The following is a 14,885-nucleotide window of genomic DNA, read 5'->3' on the forward strand; positions in this document are numbered from 1 at the left end:
GCCGCGTTTCAGGGTGGCCCGCCCATCATCCCTCCAGCGCGTCCTCCGCTACCGCCTCCAGCGCGCCCAGATACGCCTCCGCCACAGCATTCTTATCGAGCCCGTAGCGCAGGCTGATCGCTTCGCACTCAGCGATGTCATTGGTCTCCAGCGCCTCCAGCCACGACAGCAGGCAGCGCTCCCGCACCGCTCCTCCAGCCAGCGCCTCGCGAACCGCCTTGCGCAGCGGCAGCCCCGGAAGAATCGTGTCCATCGGCACCTGCAGCATGGCCGGCAACAAACTCAGCATCCCCAGCAGGTACATCTCTTCCGCATCCAGGCCCGCCAGCCCTGCGGTGTCCGAGCAGAACCGCGCGCGTATCTGCGCCATCCGCAGCAGCTCCGGCGACTGGTCCTGCATCAGCGTGCACTGGATCGCCAGCATGGCAACGCGCCGGAAAATCCTATCCCCCAGAATCCTCATCGCCCTTTCCAGCGACGTGACCGGGTTGCGCACCGCGCAGATGGGCGAATTCACAAACCGCAACACCCGGAACACCAGTGAGGGATCCCTGCTCACCAGCGGAAGCAGCGTCTTCATTTCCAGCGGATCCTTGAACAGCTCGCGCAGAAGGTCCATGTGATGCGCCCTGTCCGCCGGCACCGTGCCGTTCGGAAACAGCTCCGGATGGCAGAAGTAGAACCCCTGAAAATACTGCACTCCCGCCGCCCGCGCCTTACGGTACGCCTCGTGGGTGTGAATGTTTTCCGCCACAACCGTAGCTGGGGTGCGATAAAGCTCATTGCAGAGCTGCTGCCAGTCGGGCGAATCCAGACTGGCGACATCCACCTTCACATGATGCGCCACGCTCAGCAGCGCATGCCGCGGATCGTCCAGCCCATAGTCGTTCAGCGCCAGCCGGAACCCCATTTCCCGCAGCCGAAAACACTCCCGCACCAGCGCCGGCTGCACCTCCTCGCACCACGGAACCTCCAACACCGTCATCGGCGGCGGCAGCCCCTCGAACAGTTGTTCCGCCAGCATGTCAGCCCCGCACTGCACAAACCCCCACGCGCCCGCCGTAAACCTCTCCACTCCGAAAAACGCCAGCACGTCGAGCAGGCCGCTCGAGTCCCGCGACAGGCCGACCTCCGCGGGCCTTTGCCCAACCAGCCCGTGAAACAGCAGCTCGTAGCCAAACACCGTGCCCCGCCGGTCAAGGATAGGCTGCCGCGCCAGGTAGCCCACACGCCGCAGCGCCTCCGCCGGCCTCACCGCCGCTGAAGCACTCCCCACCAAATTTGCCATGTCCCCTTCATCGACGAATCCAGACGAGAGTTCACCGGCCGGCTCGCTTTTGTAATGCACACCACTGACCCGACCGTCGCCTGCTGCCTGATCCCAAATCCCTGACTGACCCCTCCCCCCGACCCCTGATCTCCCCGCACCACCTTCCCACCCCTCCCCCGCGTCTGTAACAATCGCCTCCTGAGAATCTGTCCCCCGGGAGATCGTCGTACAGAATGCCTGTTCACCGCGTCCGCGTACTTGTCCTGTTGCTTCTTGTTGCCTCCAGCCTTTCCTCTCACCGCACGTGCGCCCAGAAAAGCCCAAAAAACGCGGACTGGTCCGCCTACAACGGCGGCCTCAACGGACAGCATTACGCCCGCCTCACCCAAATTACCCGCACCAATGTGAAGCAGCTCCGCCAGGCCTGGGTCTACGACATCGGCGAACCCGGCGGCATTCAGACCAACCCCCTCATCATCGCCGGCACCCTCTACGGCTACACTCCCTCCCAGAAGGTCATCGCCCTCGACGCCGCCACGGGCAAACTCAAGTGGAAATTCGATTCCGGCATCAACGGCACCCAGCCCATCCGCGGCCTCAGCTACTGGACTGACGGCCATCACTCCCGCCTCTTTGCCGGAGTCATGAACTTCCTCTACTGCCTCGATCCCGCCACCGGCCAACCCGTCTCCAGCTTCGGAGAGAGCGGCCGCGTCGACCTGCGCAAGGGCCTCCGTGAGCCGTATCAGGACCAGTCCATCGCCCTCACCTCGCCCGGCGTCCTCTTCAAGGACCTCATCGTCGTCGGTGGCCGCGATCCCGAAACCCACCCCGCGCCCCCCGGTGACATACGCGCCTTCGATGTCCACACCGGAGCGGTCCGCTGGGTCTTCCACACCATCCCGCGCCCCGGCGAGCCCGGCTACGACACCTGGCCCAAAGATGCCTACCAATCCGCCGGCGCCGCTAACAACTGGTCCGGCATGACGCTCGATGAGAAGACGGGCATCCTGTACGTCCCCACCGGCTCCGCCGTCATGGATTTCTACGGAGGCGATCGTCTCGGCAACGACCTCTACGCCAACTGCCTCCTCGCCCTCGACGCCGCCACCGGCAAGCTTCTCTGGCACTACCAGGGCGTGCACCACGACATGTGGGACCGTGACTTCCCCACGCCGCCCGCGCTCTTCACCATGAAGAAGGACGGCCGTACCATTGAAGCCATTGCTCAGCCCACCAAGCAGGGCTGGCTCTACGTCCTCGATCGCGCTACCGGCAAGCCGCTCTTCCCGGTCAGCGAAAAGCCTTACCCGCCCAGCATCGTCCCCGGCGAAGTCGCCTCCAAAACCCAGCCCCTCCCCGAGTGGCCCCTCCCCTACGCCCGCCAGAACCTCACCGAAGACATGATGACCGCGCGCACGCCGGAAGCGCACGCCTGGGCCGTCCAGCAGTTTCATGGCATGCAGGCCGGCGGCCAGTTCCTGCCGTTCCTCCTCGGCGGCAAACAAACCGGCGTCCTCCCCGGCTTTGACGGCGGTGCCGAGTGGGGCGGGCCCGCGATCGACCCCGTCCACAACATCATCTACATCAACTCCAATGAAATGGTCTGGCTCGGCGGCCTCCTTGCGCCTGAAAAGACCACCAACGCCGGCGAAAAGATCTATCGCGAACAATGCGCCGTCTGTCACGGCATCGACCGCGCCGGCTCGCCGCCATCGTTCCCGTCACTCAACGACATCAGCAAGCGCCTGCCTGAGGACAAAATCACCGGCGTCATCCACGGCGGAACCGGCCGCATGCCCTCGTTCCCCAACCTCAGCGGCAATCGCCTCTCTGACCTCCTCGGCTACCTGCGCACCTCTCCCCAGCCCGGCGCAACCAAAGAACTGCGGTCGGACGCCGCCCAGCCCACGCCTAAAGCGCATGAAGAAGATCCCGTCGGTGCCAAGGTTTACGCGCGCCGCTGCGCCATGTGCCACGGCAGCCAGCGCGAGGGCAACGCTCCCGGCTTCCCCTCGTTGGTGGGAGTAGGAACCCGCCTCACCACCCGGCAGATCACCGATCTGGTCCACAACGGCAAAGGCCGCATGCCCGGTCAGCCCGCGGTGCAGGGAACTGATCTCGGCGCGCTGCTTCGCTACCTGGGCGTCAGCCAGAGGACCTCCGCCGACGAGTCCGCCCCCAACAATGCCGCCAGTCTCGGCGATTCCCACGCATCTGAGACTCCAGCTTCACCGGAGTTTGTCTTCAGCGGCTACCGCAAGTTCCTCGACCCCGAAGGCTACCCCGCCATCACCCCGCCCTGGGGCACTCTCAATGCCATCGATCTCAACACCGGCAACTATCTCTGGAAGATCAATCTCGGCGAATTCCCTGAACTCGCCGCCAAAGGCATCGCCAACACCGGCACCGAGAACTACGGCGGCCCCGTCCTCACATCCACTGGTGTGCTGTTCATCGGCGCCACCACCCACGACCGCAAGTTCCGCGCCTTCGACTCCTCCAACGGCCACCTCCTCTGGGAGACCACGCTGCCGTACCTTGGCAACGCCACCCCAGCCACCTACATGATCAACGGCAAGCAATACGTCGTCATCGGCGCCAGCGGCGTACGCGATCCCAAAACGCCGCAAGGCAGCGCCTACATTGCATTCAGCCTGCCTTAGATAGCCGTGAAGACAGGCGCGAGAACCCGCGCAGGAATAGCCAGACCCTCTCCGCACCTGCGCGGGCCGGTCGCGCCGCAATGAAAAAGCCCCCGAGCCTTCCGGTCCAGGGGCGTTCTCAAAGGATCTAATTCGCCGGCGCAACCGCCTTGCTCACCAGCAAACCGGCCGCACTGGATTGGCTGCATCCCGCTCAGGCATGCACTGCCAGAGCGGGCTCCTCTGTCACGGCGGCCTCGGCTGCAGGCGCGGAGCTGGGCGGCAGTTCGTTGAGAATGCCTACAAGGCCGCTCGCAACCGCTTGGCCCACTTTCTGAACCTGATCCGCTGTCGGGTTATTCACCCCCAGCGACTTCAACAACGCAGAGATGTTCGGGGCAAGAGCCGCAGTCACTGCTGCTGCTTTTTGCGTCCCGGTGCCTTCCTGCTTGCCGGCCTGCGCCGCGATGGACTCGATCGAGACCACTTCGCGCAGACCCTGGTTGATGAGAGCGGAAACGTTCTGCAACTCGCTGCCCGCGGCCGGGTTCACCACGGTCGCAACTCCGGCGGCCGCGCCTTCAACTGTTGCGATCGTGGTCTGCCCCTGCGGGCTGCCGAGGAAGGTGAAGACTTTGCCGGCATCATGCACAACGCCGGAGAGAAACGATTTGAATCCCATGGGGACGCTCCTTTACGCGTAATGGTTTCGGGTGGAAAGTTCGGCGCTGCACGCGCCGCGAACAAACCAAGGGCGTCAGTCAACAGGTCCTCTGCGAGCCGCTCCAGATGACCTCCAACCGCCTTGTCATAATGCCGGAGGATGTTACTACTCCGCCAAGGCAAGAACGACGGCGAGCCCGACAGCAAACAGAAACGCTCACGATACATCGTGGGAGTCCCTCATCATACACCTCAGGCGATTGCGTGATCCCGGGATCGTTATCTCGAGATTCTGTGCTCTAGTGGTCCGCACCCCGGCAATTGTGACCACGAGCATCCGCTGCATTCGGCTCTGGGGGCGGGCTCATCGCCCGCCCCCTTTTCCCTTTGTCTTTTTCTCCGTCTTACTGCGGGCACGGCAACGCCGAGTGTGGCAGGGCCGTTTCATCCGGGAAACTGAACGCTCCATCAATGGCGTTGGACGTGGCGCCCATTTCGAACCACTGGTAAAGCGCCTCGGTCTGCGGGTGATAGATGAAGTCAAACTTCTTGCCCTCCTTCACCTCGATCGGAACCGTGGCGTTGGCAAGAACCTCCACCGGATCGCCCTCCTCCAGGTTGCCCTGGCACACCTTCGCCGTCGGTGCCACTCCCGGGAACTGCCAGACCGGCGTGGGGTTATTTACAAACGGATCGGCGACCGCCTCCGTGGTCTCGTGCGACACCGCCGTTACGTCTTGAAATCCCGCGCCAAACAGCCCCGGCGAGATCCAGCTCGCATACTCCGTCACCCACCGTGACTCGGGAAACGCTCCGTCAAGAAAATACGTGTGGAAACCAAGTACGCAGCAGCCGCCGGGCACGTTCGGGTTCGCTGTGTTCAGGTTGTAAAGGAACGTGTTTGGAAATAGCGTCGCGTTCAGGCCGTTGGTGGTGAAATTACCCAGGTTGATCTCGTTGATCACTTCGTTCGAGAACAATACATTGAACAGCGGGCTCAGCATCAGAACATACGTGTTGCCGTCCGCCGCCGTACCGCTAAAGTAGGCTCGCGCCGCCACCACCGAGCCGTCGCTCAGTCGGACATTCACCTGGTATGGCACCTGGACCGTCACCTTGTTCACCACCGAAGGAATCAGCAGCGTGTGCCAGTTCGCCTTCATCCCGTTGTAGAACTCTGCGCGATGAACCGCATCCGCATACTCGATGTTGTGCCCCGATCGATAATCCAGCGGCTCGAAGTTTGGCGACTCCAGCGTCAGCTTCTCGAATGGGTCGAAGGCCACCGTCTTGAACACACTCCCGTCCGCATTCAGCAACTGCAGCGATACCTCGGCGAGATTTGCCGGATACTCCGTTGTGCTTCCCAGCAGCGGATCGTTGCCAATCATCGTGAATCTGAAATCCTGTCGGGCGCTTGGTCCCCCCTGCGCCGTGAAGGCGCGGCTGAACGTGGCCAGCGTGTTCAGTCCATCAATGGTGGACTGATTGGCTCGCCTGTCGTCCACCTTGAACTGATCGTCATTGCCCAGCAAACCGGCAGTGTGGACGTTCGCCGTGATCGACGCGTTGCCAAACCCGCCACTGATGAGCTCACCCGTGGCCGCATCAAAGGTGAGAGCGTTGGGCGCGTACCCTCCAGCCACGGAGCTAACAGCAATCGGAGCTCTATCGGCGTACCCCGGTGCTGCTGCTGGAATCTGTGCTGAAACCAGACCGGTAGCCTGACCAAAGCAGGTACCGGCCCACAAAAACGACATTGCGCACAGCATGGCGATACGAGTCGCTGCATGCATAAAGCAACCTCCTCAAGGTTTTTGATTGAAATCTGGAACCGCTCCTGGGGGAAAAGGGAAGTTGGCGTCCTGTCGTGTCAGCACGCGTGCGTGCCATCAGGACGAACGTCATGGAAACGACTGCGGCACAGCTTTGTCAAGTGAATTTGCGAGCCCGGCAAGCAGGCACTCGGAACTGGGCTAAATGAGATGCACGCTGACCGGCGAGCACTGCGACAATCCCGGCGGCGACGCCGGACAAGCGTTCTGTATGGACCGTTCCGCCGTCACGCCTGTACTCTTGTCCTCCACCATGCCCGACGTGCTTTCAGCAGCCGGTCACACCACCCGAGCCGTCGAGCGGGCCCTTCGCCGCCTCGTCCCGTTCCTCATGCTCATGTTCGTGGTCTCGTTCCTTGACCGCGCCAATGTGTCCTTTGCCCGCCAGGCCCTCGCTGCAACCCGCGGCATCTCCGACCAGGTCTACGCCCTCGGCGCCGGGCTGTTTTTCCTCACCTACTCCACCTGCGGATTCCCCTCCAACCTCATCCTTCATCGCATCGGCGCGCGCCGCTGGATCGGCGCCCTGCTCATCGCGTGGGGAATCGTCTCAACCTGCACGATGTTTGTCACCGGGCCGGTCTCTTTCTATTCCCTCCGTCTTCTGCTCGGCGTCACAGAAGCCGGTTTCTTCCCCGGCATCATCCTCTATCTCACTTACTGGTTTCCGAACGCGGTGCGCTGCCGCATCATGGGGCTCTTCTATCTCGGCGTGCCTCTTGCGCTCGTCCTCGGCGGCCCGCTCTCCGGCTACCTGCTCGACCTCCACGGAAGCGCGGGCCTCGCCGGCTGGCAATGGATGTTTCTCGTCGAAGGCCTCATGGCCGTTGCGGTTGGCTTCGCCGCATTGACGCTGCTCGACAACAGCCCCGCCACAGCCCGCTGGCTTTCGCCCGATGAAAAGCAGTCACTCCTGGCCTGCCTCACCCGCGAAGAGCACGCCCGCCGCAGCGGCGGACCTGCCGGGCTCCTCCCCATGCTGCGCGATCCGCGCGTTCTGCGCTGCCTGCTGATCTACACGCTCATCCAGGTCAGCACCTACGGAGTCGTTTTCTACCTGCCATCCGAGCTCGCCGCACTCCTCCACCGCCCCGCCGGACTGGTCGTCGGCCTCGTCTCCGCAATCCCGTGGATCTGCGCCCTCGTCGCCGTCTACACGCTCCCCCGCGCCGCCGACGCCCACGGCAGCCACCGCTTGCTGGCCTCATTGACTCTGTTGATCGCTGGCGTCGCCAGCCTCGTATTTCCCACCGCCGGCCCGGTCCTCGGGCTCATCGCCCTCTCCATCGCGGCCGCGGGATTCGTCGCCGTCCAGCCCGTCTTCTGGACCTTCCCCACCAGTTACCTGGCAGGCCGCGCCGCCGCTGGAGGCATTGCCCTCATCGGGGCGGGGAACCTGGGAGGCTTCTTTGCGCCCAACCTCAAAGTCTGGGCCGACCACGCCTTCCACTCCACCACCGCCGGCCTCTATCTCCTCGCGGTACTCACCCTCGTCAACGCCGCCCTGATCGCCACCATTAGAACTCCCCGCCCGGCCGACTCCACTCCCTAGCGGCAGCAAGCACACAGGCCTGTCACGAGCAGCGCGGTCCCGTCGACCGGTTCACGTCGCACCAGAACCCAAAAATCTGGTCCACGCACGTCTCCAGTTCGTGATACGTGTCCGGCTTCACCACGTACGCATTGGCGCCCAGCTCATACGCCTGCCGAACGTCCCTGTCCCTTGCGGAAGTGGACATCATCACCACCGGAAGCTGGCGCAGATCTCCGCCACTGGCCCGCACCCAGTGCAGCACGTCGAATCCCGACTGCCGGGGAAGTTTTATGTCCAGCAGAACAATGGATGGAAGCGGGTGCACCGCCCGGTTCCCATACACCCCAACTCCGGCCAGGTACGCAATGGCCTCGTCGCCATCGCGTGCGGAAGACAGCCGGACGTGGCGTCCGACAGCTTCCATTGCCCGACGGAACAGCCACTCATCATGATGACTGTCCTCCACCAGCAGTGCGCAACACGTTGTCTGTGCTGCGCTCCGCTCCTGCGTATTCAGTTCCTCTGGCTTCGAATCAATCACCCTGCGCAGATCCTCCTCCGCGACTCATTCCCGCGGCATGTGCGAAATGTTGTGGGACTCCAGGCCGGCATCCTGTCACTACCGCCACTTGATCCCGCTCTCTTGCGGTTTGCTCTGTCTATTGCGGTCTCACCGTCTGGTATCGCGCCACACTGTAGCCCATCGCCGCGCCCAGAAATACATCCGACGGGAAATGCGCCATCGTGGCAATACGCGACAAACCGATGGCCGTGGCCAGCGCGTACGCCGCAATGGGAACCCACTTGTGATTGCGATACCGGTACGCGACCACCGTGGCCACTGAGAACGCCGCCGTAGCATGTCCTGACGGGAAACTCGAGCCCTTCAGCGGCGACTTGCCGCCGTTGAAGAACGTCCCCGTGAATGGCTCTGGCGCCGGGATATCCGACGGCCGCTCGCGCCGCGTAATCGCCTTGATCACCAGGTTGGGAACCACGCTGTCGCCATAGGCCAGCGCGCCCATGAGCCCCGTGCTGATCTGGTAGTTGTCATGCCGCGCGTAACCCGCCGCCAGCAGCCCCGCCGGAACCGCAATCACTTCGGCCGTCGTAATCATCGGGTCGAAACCGTCATTGATCTTGTCGATGTTCCCCTGATGCGCCCGGAAGTAAGGCATGATGTGCGGATCGGCATAGATCAGACCCGCCGTCACCCCCGCCACCGCCAGCACCGGAACCCAGTGATGCCCGGTCCCCAGCTTGCCCGGAAACGTAAACCAGATGTCCTTCTGGTCGTGCAGAAAATCCTTCGGCAAGGTCTTCCACGTCACCATCCGCTCGTTGGCGCGCTCCGGATGATACCGCCCTCCGCCGCCTGCCGCCGCCGGTGCCGCATCGGGCGCATCCGGCAGCCCGGACGCATCCGGCAGCCCGGACGCATCCGGCAGCCCCGCCGCATCCGAGTGCGCCGGCGTACTCGGAATCCCATCCACGTTCAGATCAATCGCCAGCAGATCGGCAGACGAACTATACCCTCCGCTGCTTACCTTCTGTACCGGCCCGCTGAAAGCTGAGGGCTGAGAGCTGGTAGCTGAACCCCGGCCTTCCAGCCTCGAAGGCGGTTTTTCCAGCCGAAACATGCCGTCATCCAACAGCGCAGGCGGCACTGCGAAGTGCGGCGCCACACCACTCGTCTGAGCCGAGCCCGGCGCCGAAACACCCCAGAATGGGGCACAACAAACGAAAGCAAGCAAAGGGAAGAAGCCACCACGTTTCATCAACGGGGTTGGATGCGGGTACCGCAATTCATGGCCGTTTCAAAGACGAAAGCTGCAGCGCAACCGGCGCTCGGCAATTCACCTCATGCGCCTGCTTGCTATCGCTTTTTCTTCGCCTTTTAATGCGCTTTTGTACTATCCTTATCCGGCAGCACGGAGGTTGTACGAATGGACATTCAGAAAGACCTGATCGCTGAATTCGATCGCGAGTGCGACAGCACCCGCAAGCTCCTCAACGCCATCCCTGAAGGCGCGGACTTCTCCTGGAAGCCGCACGACAAATCCATGGAACTCGGCCGCCTCGCCAACCACGTAGCGGATACCTGCGGCAACTGGGCCATCCACACCCTCACCACCGATCGCCTCGACTGGACCCCGGACATGAATCCCACCGATGACGACAGCAGCACCAAAGCCGGTATGCTGGCGGTCTTCGACCAGAAAGTAGCGACAGCCAAAACCGCTCTCGCTGCCATGACTCCTGAGAAGTGGGACTCCAACTGGAAGATGGTCGCCGGCGATCAGACCTGGATCGACGACACCAAGTACAACGTCTTCCGCACCTGGGTGCTGAATCACATGATCCACCACCGCGCGCAGCTCGGCGTGTACCTCCGCCTCCTCGGCGCGCCCATCCCCGGCATGTACGGCCCCTCCGCCGACCAGATGCCGCCCGCGGAACAAACCGCCACCGCCGAAACCGTGGCCGCAAGTTAGACCCACCTCTATCGGCTCAGAGGCCGCTACCCGTGCGACGCGGAGCGGCCTCTCTGTTGTGGAGATCGTCCGCACTTCGACCAGTTTTGACGAAGCACGGCTTTGCACTCGCTAAGAAATGCCTGATGCGCGGGCTTTGCACAAAGCATGACGACAGTCTGCTGAAAGATTCTCAATAGCGGGCTTTGTAACAAGGGCACGGCTTTAGCCGGGCCGATAAGCTGCTCACTCAAATACCTTGGGCTTTAGCCCCTGCCAATTTGAATCGTCCGCAAAGATTCCATTCGACTTTTCTCGGCAAGCTGTTCTAGTCCTGCCGGATCGTTGCTCATCTCGAGGGTCGTGGGCCTGATCCCCTGCAAGAGTGCGTCGACCGACACGGCGCCGCAAGCTGATCACATCCTCGCCGCTTGTTCTACCCTTGACCCATGGCCTATCGGTTCCCGCGGATCTACCCCATACTCGACTCATCTTTCCTCCCCGCCAGCGGTCGTCAACCGTTCCTCCTCGACCTTGGCGCCGCACTCGCTGACGCCGGCGTCACCCTCCTCGAGTACCGCAACAAGACCGGTTCTGACGATCAGATCCGCGCCGACGCCGAATCCCTCCGCGGCGCCATGCCCGACGAGACCATCAAGCTCATCCTCGATGACCGTGCCGACCTCGTCTGCGCAGTCGGCTTCGACGGTGTCCACGTCGATGCCGGCGACGTCTCCGTCCGCGAAGCCCGCCGCCTCGTTGGCCCCGCCCGCCTCATCGGCACCTTCGGCGGCAGCGACGCCCTCCTCCCCGGCATCCTCGACGAGCCCGCCAACTACTTCGCCATCGGCCCCGTCTTCACCACCACCACGAAAGAGACGGACAAGAAGCCCATCGGCCTCGACGGCGTCCGCCGCCTGCGCCAGCAGGCCGGTCCCGACGTCATCCTCACTGCCGCCGCCGGCATCACCCTTGACACCGCATCCCAGGTCCTCAACGCCGGAGCCACCACCGTCGCCGCCGCCGCCGCCCTCTTCAGCGCCCCCGATCCCGCCGCCGAATTCCTCCGCTGGCGCGAACGCCTCGCCGACTGCTAGCCCTCCTTGGCTGGGGTGCCGGATTCTTGTCTTCCATGAGGCGCCTCTCCCGACCCCACACCCGCCCCCCACATCCTCACTCCGCCCCTATGGACGGATCTCTCCTCTTGCGCTTACCTTTATTCACAATGTCCGCTTTCCTGAAACATAAAGACAACCCGGATAGAAAAGCGTAAGAATGACCCAAGTGACCACCCCCCATACCATTCCCAGTTCCCAGGCCGCACCCAGCAAAAACGGTTCCACACCCAACGGCTCCACCAAAATGGTCCAGAGCCTTGGTCTGTTCTCGTCCACGGCGCTCGTCATCGGGTCCATGATCGGCTCCGGCATCTTCCTGGTCGATTCCGACATCGCCCGCGTCACCAACTCGCCCGCCCTCTATCTCGGCGCCTGGGTCGTCACCGGACTCCTCACTCTCATCGCCGCCCTCAGTTACGGCGAACTCGCCGCCATGATGCCCCGCGCCGGCGGCCAGTACGTCTACCTCCGCGAATCCCTCGGACCGCTCTGGGGCTTCCTCTACGGCTGGACCCTCTTCGTCGTCATCCAGACCGGCACCATCGCCGCCGTCTGCGTCGCCTTCGGCAAATTCCTCGGCGTGTTCTTCCCCTCCGTCTCCACCACCCACTGGCTCTGGCACATCGCCCACGTCCCCCCCATCCCCATCGGCCCCATGGTCCTCGGCAACATGGACATCGGCGTCAACACCGCCAATCTCACCGGCATCGTCATCGTCTTCCTGCTGGCCTTCGTCAACGTCTTCGGCGTCAAGCTCGGCGCCCTCATTCAGAACGTCTTCACCTCCGCCAAAGCCCTCTCGCTGGCCGCGCTCGTGATCCTCGGCCTCACCATCGGCCGCAGCGCCATCGCCGTCGAATCCAACTTCGGCGCCAACTTCAGCCAGTTTTGGGCGAACGCCGGTTGGCATACCCTGCACGCCGTTCAGGTCGGCGTCGGCGGTCCCATCGTCATGGTCAACCTGTTCGTCGTCCTCGCCGTCGTGCAGGTCGGCTCGCTCTTCTCCTCTGACGCATGGAACAACATCACCTTCACCGCCGGCGAAGTGAAGAATCCCAAACGCAATATCCCGCTCTCCCTTGTCCTCGGTACCGGCTTCGTCATTACCGTCTACATCCTGGCATCCCTGGTCTACATCGTGGTGCTGCCCATGCATGGCGACCCCCACGGAACCACCGTCCTCGCGCGCGGCGTGCAGTACGCCACGGAAGACCGCGTAGCCACCGCCGCCCTCGACCAGATCTTCAGCTTCGGCGGAGCCAAGCTCATGGCCGCCGCCATCCTCATCTCCACCTTCGGCTGCGCCAACGGCCTCACACTCGCCGGCTCGCGCGTCTATTACGCCATGAGCCGTGACGGCCTCTTCTTTAAATCGGTAGGCAAGCTCCATCCCAAATACCACACACCCGTCGCCGGTCTCGTCGTTCAGGCCATCTGGACCGCCGTCCTCTGCGTCTCCGGCTCCTACGGCCAGCTCCTCGACTACATCATCTTTGCCGTGCTGGTCTTCTACGTTTTGACCATCATCGGGCTCTTCGTCCTGCGCTTCAAATGGCCGGCCGCACCCCGCCCCTACCGGGCCTTCGGTTACCCCGTCCTCCCCGCCCTCTATATCGTCATGGCTAGCTGGATATGTATCGTATTATTGCGGTACAAGCCCCAGTACACCTGGCCGGGTCTGGTCCTCGTGCTTCTTGGCATTCCCGTCTATTTCCTCTGGTCCTCACGCGGCGCCAGAGTGCAAGAATCCTGATTTCGGTTTCGAATACTTTGAGGAGGCTGTTCCTCGTCCATGCCCAGACTGTTTCGTGTTAAACCCATGTCCATGCTTACCGCCGAGGCGGCCGAACAGGGCGAACATACGCTCAAGCGTTCGCTCAGCGCGCTCAACCTCATCACTCTGGGCATCGGGGCCGTCATCGGAGCCGGTATCTTTACCCTCACCGGACAGGCCGCCGCTCTGCACGCCGGTCCCGCCGTGGCGCTCAGCTTCGTCCTCGCCGGACTCACCTGCGCCTTCGCCGGACTCTGCTATGCCGAGTTTGCCTCCATCATTCCCATCGCTGGCTCCGCCTACACCTACGGCTACGCCACCCTCGGCGAACTGGTGGCCTGGATCATCGGTTGGGACCTCACGCTTGAATACGCCTTCGGCGCTTCAACGGTCGCCTCCGGCTGGGCAGGCTATTTCAACAGCCTCCTTCAGCAGTTCGGCATCACCTTCCCGCCCGCGTTGACCACCACCACCGGCAACGTGCTGGTCAAGTACCAGGGCATCTGGATGGACCGCATGTCCCTCCCGCCAGGCATCAGCGATGCCGGCCTGCCGCACGTCACCGGCCTCTTCAACCTGCTCGCCGTGCTCATCGTGCTGGCCGTCACCACCATCCTGGTCATCGGCATTAAGGAGTCGGCCAACTTCAACTCCGCCATCGTGATCATCAAGCTCGGTATCGTCGGTGTCTTCCTCGTGGTGGGAGCCCTCTATCTTTTCGGCCACCCGCAGGTCGCCAGCGCCAACTGGCATCCCTTCATTCCGCCCCCTGACGGCCACGGCAACTTCGGCATCTGGGGAATCCCGGCCGCCGCGGCCTCCATCTTCTTCGCCTACATCGGCTTCGACGCCGTATCCACGGCCGCGCAGGAAGCCAAAAATCCGCAGCGCGACATGCCCATCGGCATCCTTGGCTCGCTGGTCGTCTGCACCATCCTCTACATCGCCGTCTCGCTCGTCCTCACCGGCCTGGTCAGCTACAAAACTCTCAACGTCTCCGCGCCCGTGGCCCTCGCCATCGACGCGACAGGCGTCGGCTGGGGCTCGGTCCTGGTCAAGATCGGCGCCGTCTTCGGCCTGGCCACCGTCATGCTCGTCATGCTCCTCGGACAAACCCGCGTCTTCTACTCCATGTCCAAGGACGGCCTGCTGCCCAAGGTCTTCTCCGAAGTCCATCCCAAATTCCGCACCCCCTGGATCACCACCATCATCTTCGGCTGCTTTGCCGCTCTCATGCCCGCCTTCCTCCCCATCGACAAGCTGGCGGAACTGGTCAACATCGGCACCCTCCTGGCCTTCACCATCGTCTCCGCCGGCGTCTGGATCCTCCGCGTTCGCCACCCCAACATGCATCGCCCTTTCAAGACGCCCTTCGTCCCCCTTGTTCCGGTGCTGGGAATCATCTCGGCCGTCTACCTGATGTTCAACCTGGCCCTCGTCACTTGGGCTGTCATGATCGGCTGGCTCATCGTCGGTCTTGTCATTTACTTCAGCTACTCGCGGAAGCACAGCAAGGTTCAGGCCCTGCCTGAGAGCGTAGCCGCCGGCGACTAGCCTCCATCCAGCACCAAA

Annotated in this window: 11 protein-coding genes; 6 read left to right on the forward strand and 5 right to left on the reverse strand. The window is 63.1% G+C overall.

Annotated features, from left to right (window positions below; genetic code table 11):
• Positions 1–25: 25 nt before the first annotated feature.
• Positions 26–1,288: an EAL and HDOD domain-containing protein gene (locus VGL22_RS14725; protein WP_465267695.1), complete on the reverse strand. Its 1,263-nt coding sequence runs from the start codon at positions 1,286–1,288 to the stop codon at positions 26–28.
• A gap of 215 nt (positions 1,289–1,503) precedes the next feature.
• Here VGL22_RS14725 and VGL22_RS14730 point away from each other — a divergent pair, with 215 nt between their 5' ends.
• Positions 1,504–3,936 carry a c-type cytochrome gene (locus VGL22_RS14730; protein WP_465267696.1) on the forward strand — a complete coding sequence of 811 codons (2,433 nt, stop codon included), beginning with the start codon at positions 1,504–1,506 and terminating at the stop codon, positions 3,934–3,936.
• A 193-nt stretch (positions 3,937–4,129) separates the two neighbouring features.
• On the opposite strand, the gene VGL22_RS14735 is transcribed toward VGL22_RS14730, so the two are convergent.
• Together VGL22_RS14735 and VGL22_RS14740 are read right to left on the reverse strand one after the other, a co-directional pair.
• Positions 4,130–4,597: a hypothetical protein gene (locus VGL22_RS14735; RefSeq protein ID WP_465267697.1), complete on the reverse strand. Its 468-nt coding sequence runs from the start codon at positions 4,595–4,597 to the stop codon at positions 4,130–4,132.
• Between the two features lie 385 nt (positions 4,598–4,982).
• Positions 4,983–6,374 carry a hypothetical protein gene (locus tag VGL22_RS14740; protein ID WP_465267698.1) on the reverse strand — a complete coding sequence of 464 codons (1,392 nt, stop codon included), beginning with the start codon at positions 6,372–6,374 and terminating at the stop codon, positions 4,983–4,985.
• A 184-nt stretch (positions 6,375–6,558) separates the two neighbouring features.
• Here VGL22_RS14740 and VGL22_RS14745 point away from each other — a divergent pair, with 184 nt between their 5' ends.
• Positions 6,559–7,965 (forward strand): MFS transporter, encoded by a 1,407-nt coding sequence (locus VGL22_RS14745; protein WP_465267699.1) that lies wholly within the window; start codon positions 6,559–6,561, stop codon positions 7,963–7,965.
• A 22-nt stretch (positions 7,966–7,987) separates the two neighbouring features.
• Here the strand turns inward: VGL22_RS14745 and VGL22_RS14750 are convergent, their stop codons facing one another.
• On the reverse strand, positions 7,988–8,488 hold the full coding sequence (locus VGL22_RS14750) for a response regulator (RefSeq protein WP_465267700.1): 501 nt from the start codon (positions 8,486–8,488) through the stop codon (positions 7,988–7,990).
• Between the two features lie 118 nt (positions 8,489–8,606).
• On the reverse strand, positions 8,607–9,587 hold the full coding sequence (locus VGL22_RS14755; protein ID WP_465267701.1) for a phosphatase PAP2 family protein: 981 nt from the start codon (positions 9,585–9,587) through the stop codon (positions 8,607–8,609).
• Positions 9,588–9,893: 306 nt separating this feature from the next.
• Here VGL22_RS14755 and VGL22_RS14760 point away from each other — a divergent pair, with 306 nt between their 5' ends.
• The 4 genes from VGL22_RS14760 (at position 9,894) to VGL22_RS14775 (ending at position 14,867) form a co-directional block, all read left to right on the forward strand.
• A complete protein-coding gene (locus tag VGL22_RS14760; RefSeq protein WP_465267702.1) occupies positions 9,894–10,442 on the forward strand; it encodes a DinB family protein in 549 nt (182 codons plus the stop codon).
• 428 nt (positions 10,443–10,870) lie between these two features.
• Positions 10,871–11,518, forward strand: coding sequence for a thiamine phosphate synthase (locus VGL22_RS14765; RefSeq protein WP_465267703.1), 648 nt, complete (start codon positions 10,871–10,873; stop codon positions 11,516–11,518).
• A 178-nt stretch (positions 11,519–11,696) separates the two neighbouring features.
• Positions 11,697–13,292: an APC family permease gene (locus tag VGL22_RS14770; RefSeq protein WP_465267704.1), complete on the forward strand. Its 1,596-nt coding sequence runs from the start codon at positions 11,697–11,699 to the stop codon at positions 13,290–13,292.
• A 39-nt stretch (positions 13,293–13,331) separates the two neighbouring features.
• Positions 13,332–14,867, forward strand: a complete 1,536-nt coding sequence (locus VGL22_RS14775; protein WP_465267705.1) for an amino acid permease — start codon at positions 13,332–13,334, stop codon at positions 14,865–14,867.
• Positions 14,868–14,885 lie beyond the last annotated feature (18 nt).

This window comes from Occallatibacter sp. (genome assembly GCF_036502485.1).
GTDB lineage: Bacteria > Acidobacteriota > Terriglobia > Terriglobales > Acidobacteriaceae > Telmatobacter.

Bases quoted from the DNA above. Each gene is read 5' to 3' on its own strand.
- VGL22_RS14755 (WP_465267701.1), bottom strand. From the start codon at position 9,587: ATGTTTCGGCTGGAAAAACCGCCTTCGAGGCTGGAAGGCCGGGGTTCA.
- VGL22_RS14770 (WP_465267704.1), top strand. From the start codon at position 11,697: ATGACCCAAGTGACCACCCCCCATACCATTCCCAGTTCCCAGGCCGCA.
- VGL22_RS14765 (WP_465267703.1), top strand. From the start codon at position 10,871: ATGGCCTATCGGTTCCCGCGGATCTACCCCATACTCGACTCATCTTTC.
- VGL22_RS14735 (WP_465267697.1), bottom strand. From the start codon at position 4,597: ATGGGATTCAAATCGTTTCTCTCCGGCGTTGTGCATGATGCCGGCAAA.
- VGL22_RS14740 (WP_465267698.1), bottom strand. From the start codon at position 6,374: ATGCATGCAGCGACTCGTATCGCCATGCTGTGCGCAATGTCGTTTTTG.
- VGL22_RS14730 (WP_465267696.1), top strand. From the start codon at position 1,504: ATGCCTGTTCACCGCGTCCGCGTACTTGTCCTGTTGCTTCTTGTTGCC.
- VGL22_RS14775 (WP_465267705.1), top strand. From the start codon at position 13,332: ATGCCCAGACTGTTTCGTGTTAAACCCATGTCCATGCTTACCGCCGAG.
- VGL22_RS14725 (WP_465267695.1), bottom strand. From the start codon at position 1,288: ATGGCAAATTTGGTGGGGAGTGCTTCAGCGGCGGTGAGGCCGGCGGAG.
- VGL22_RS14745 (WP_465267699.1), top strand. From the start codon at position 6,559: ATGAGATGCACGCTGACCGGCGAGCACTGCGACAATCCCGGCGGCGAC.
- VGL22_RS14760 (WP_465267702.1), top strand. From the start codon at position 9,894: ATGGACATTCAGAAAGACCTGATCGCTGAATTCGATCGCGAGTGCGAC.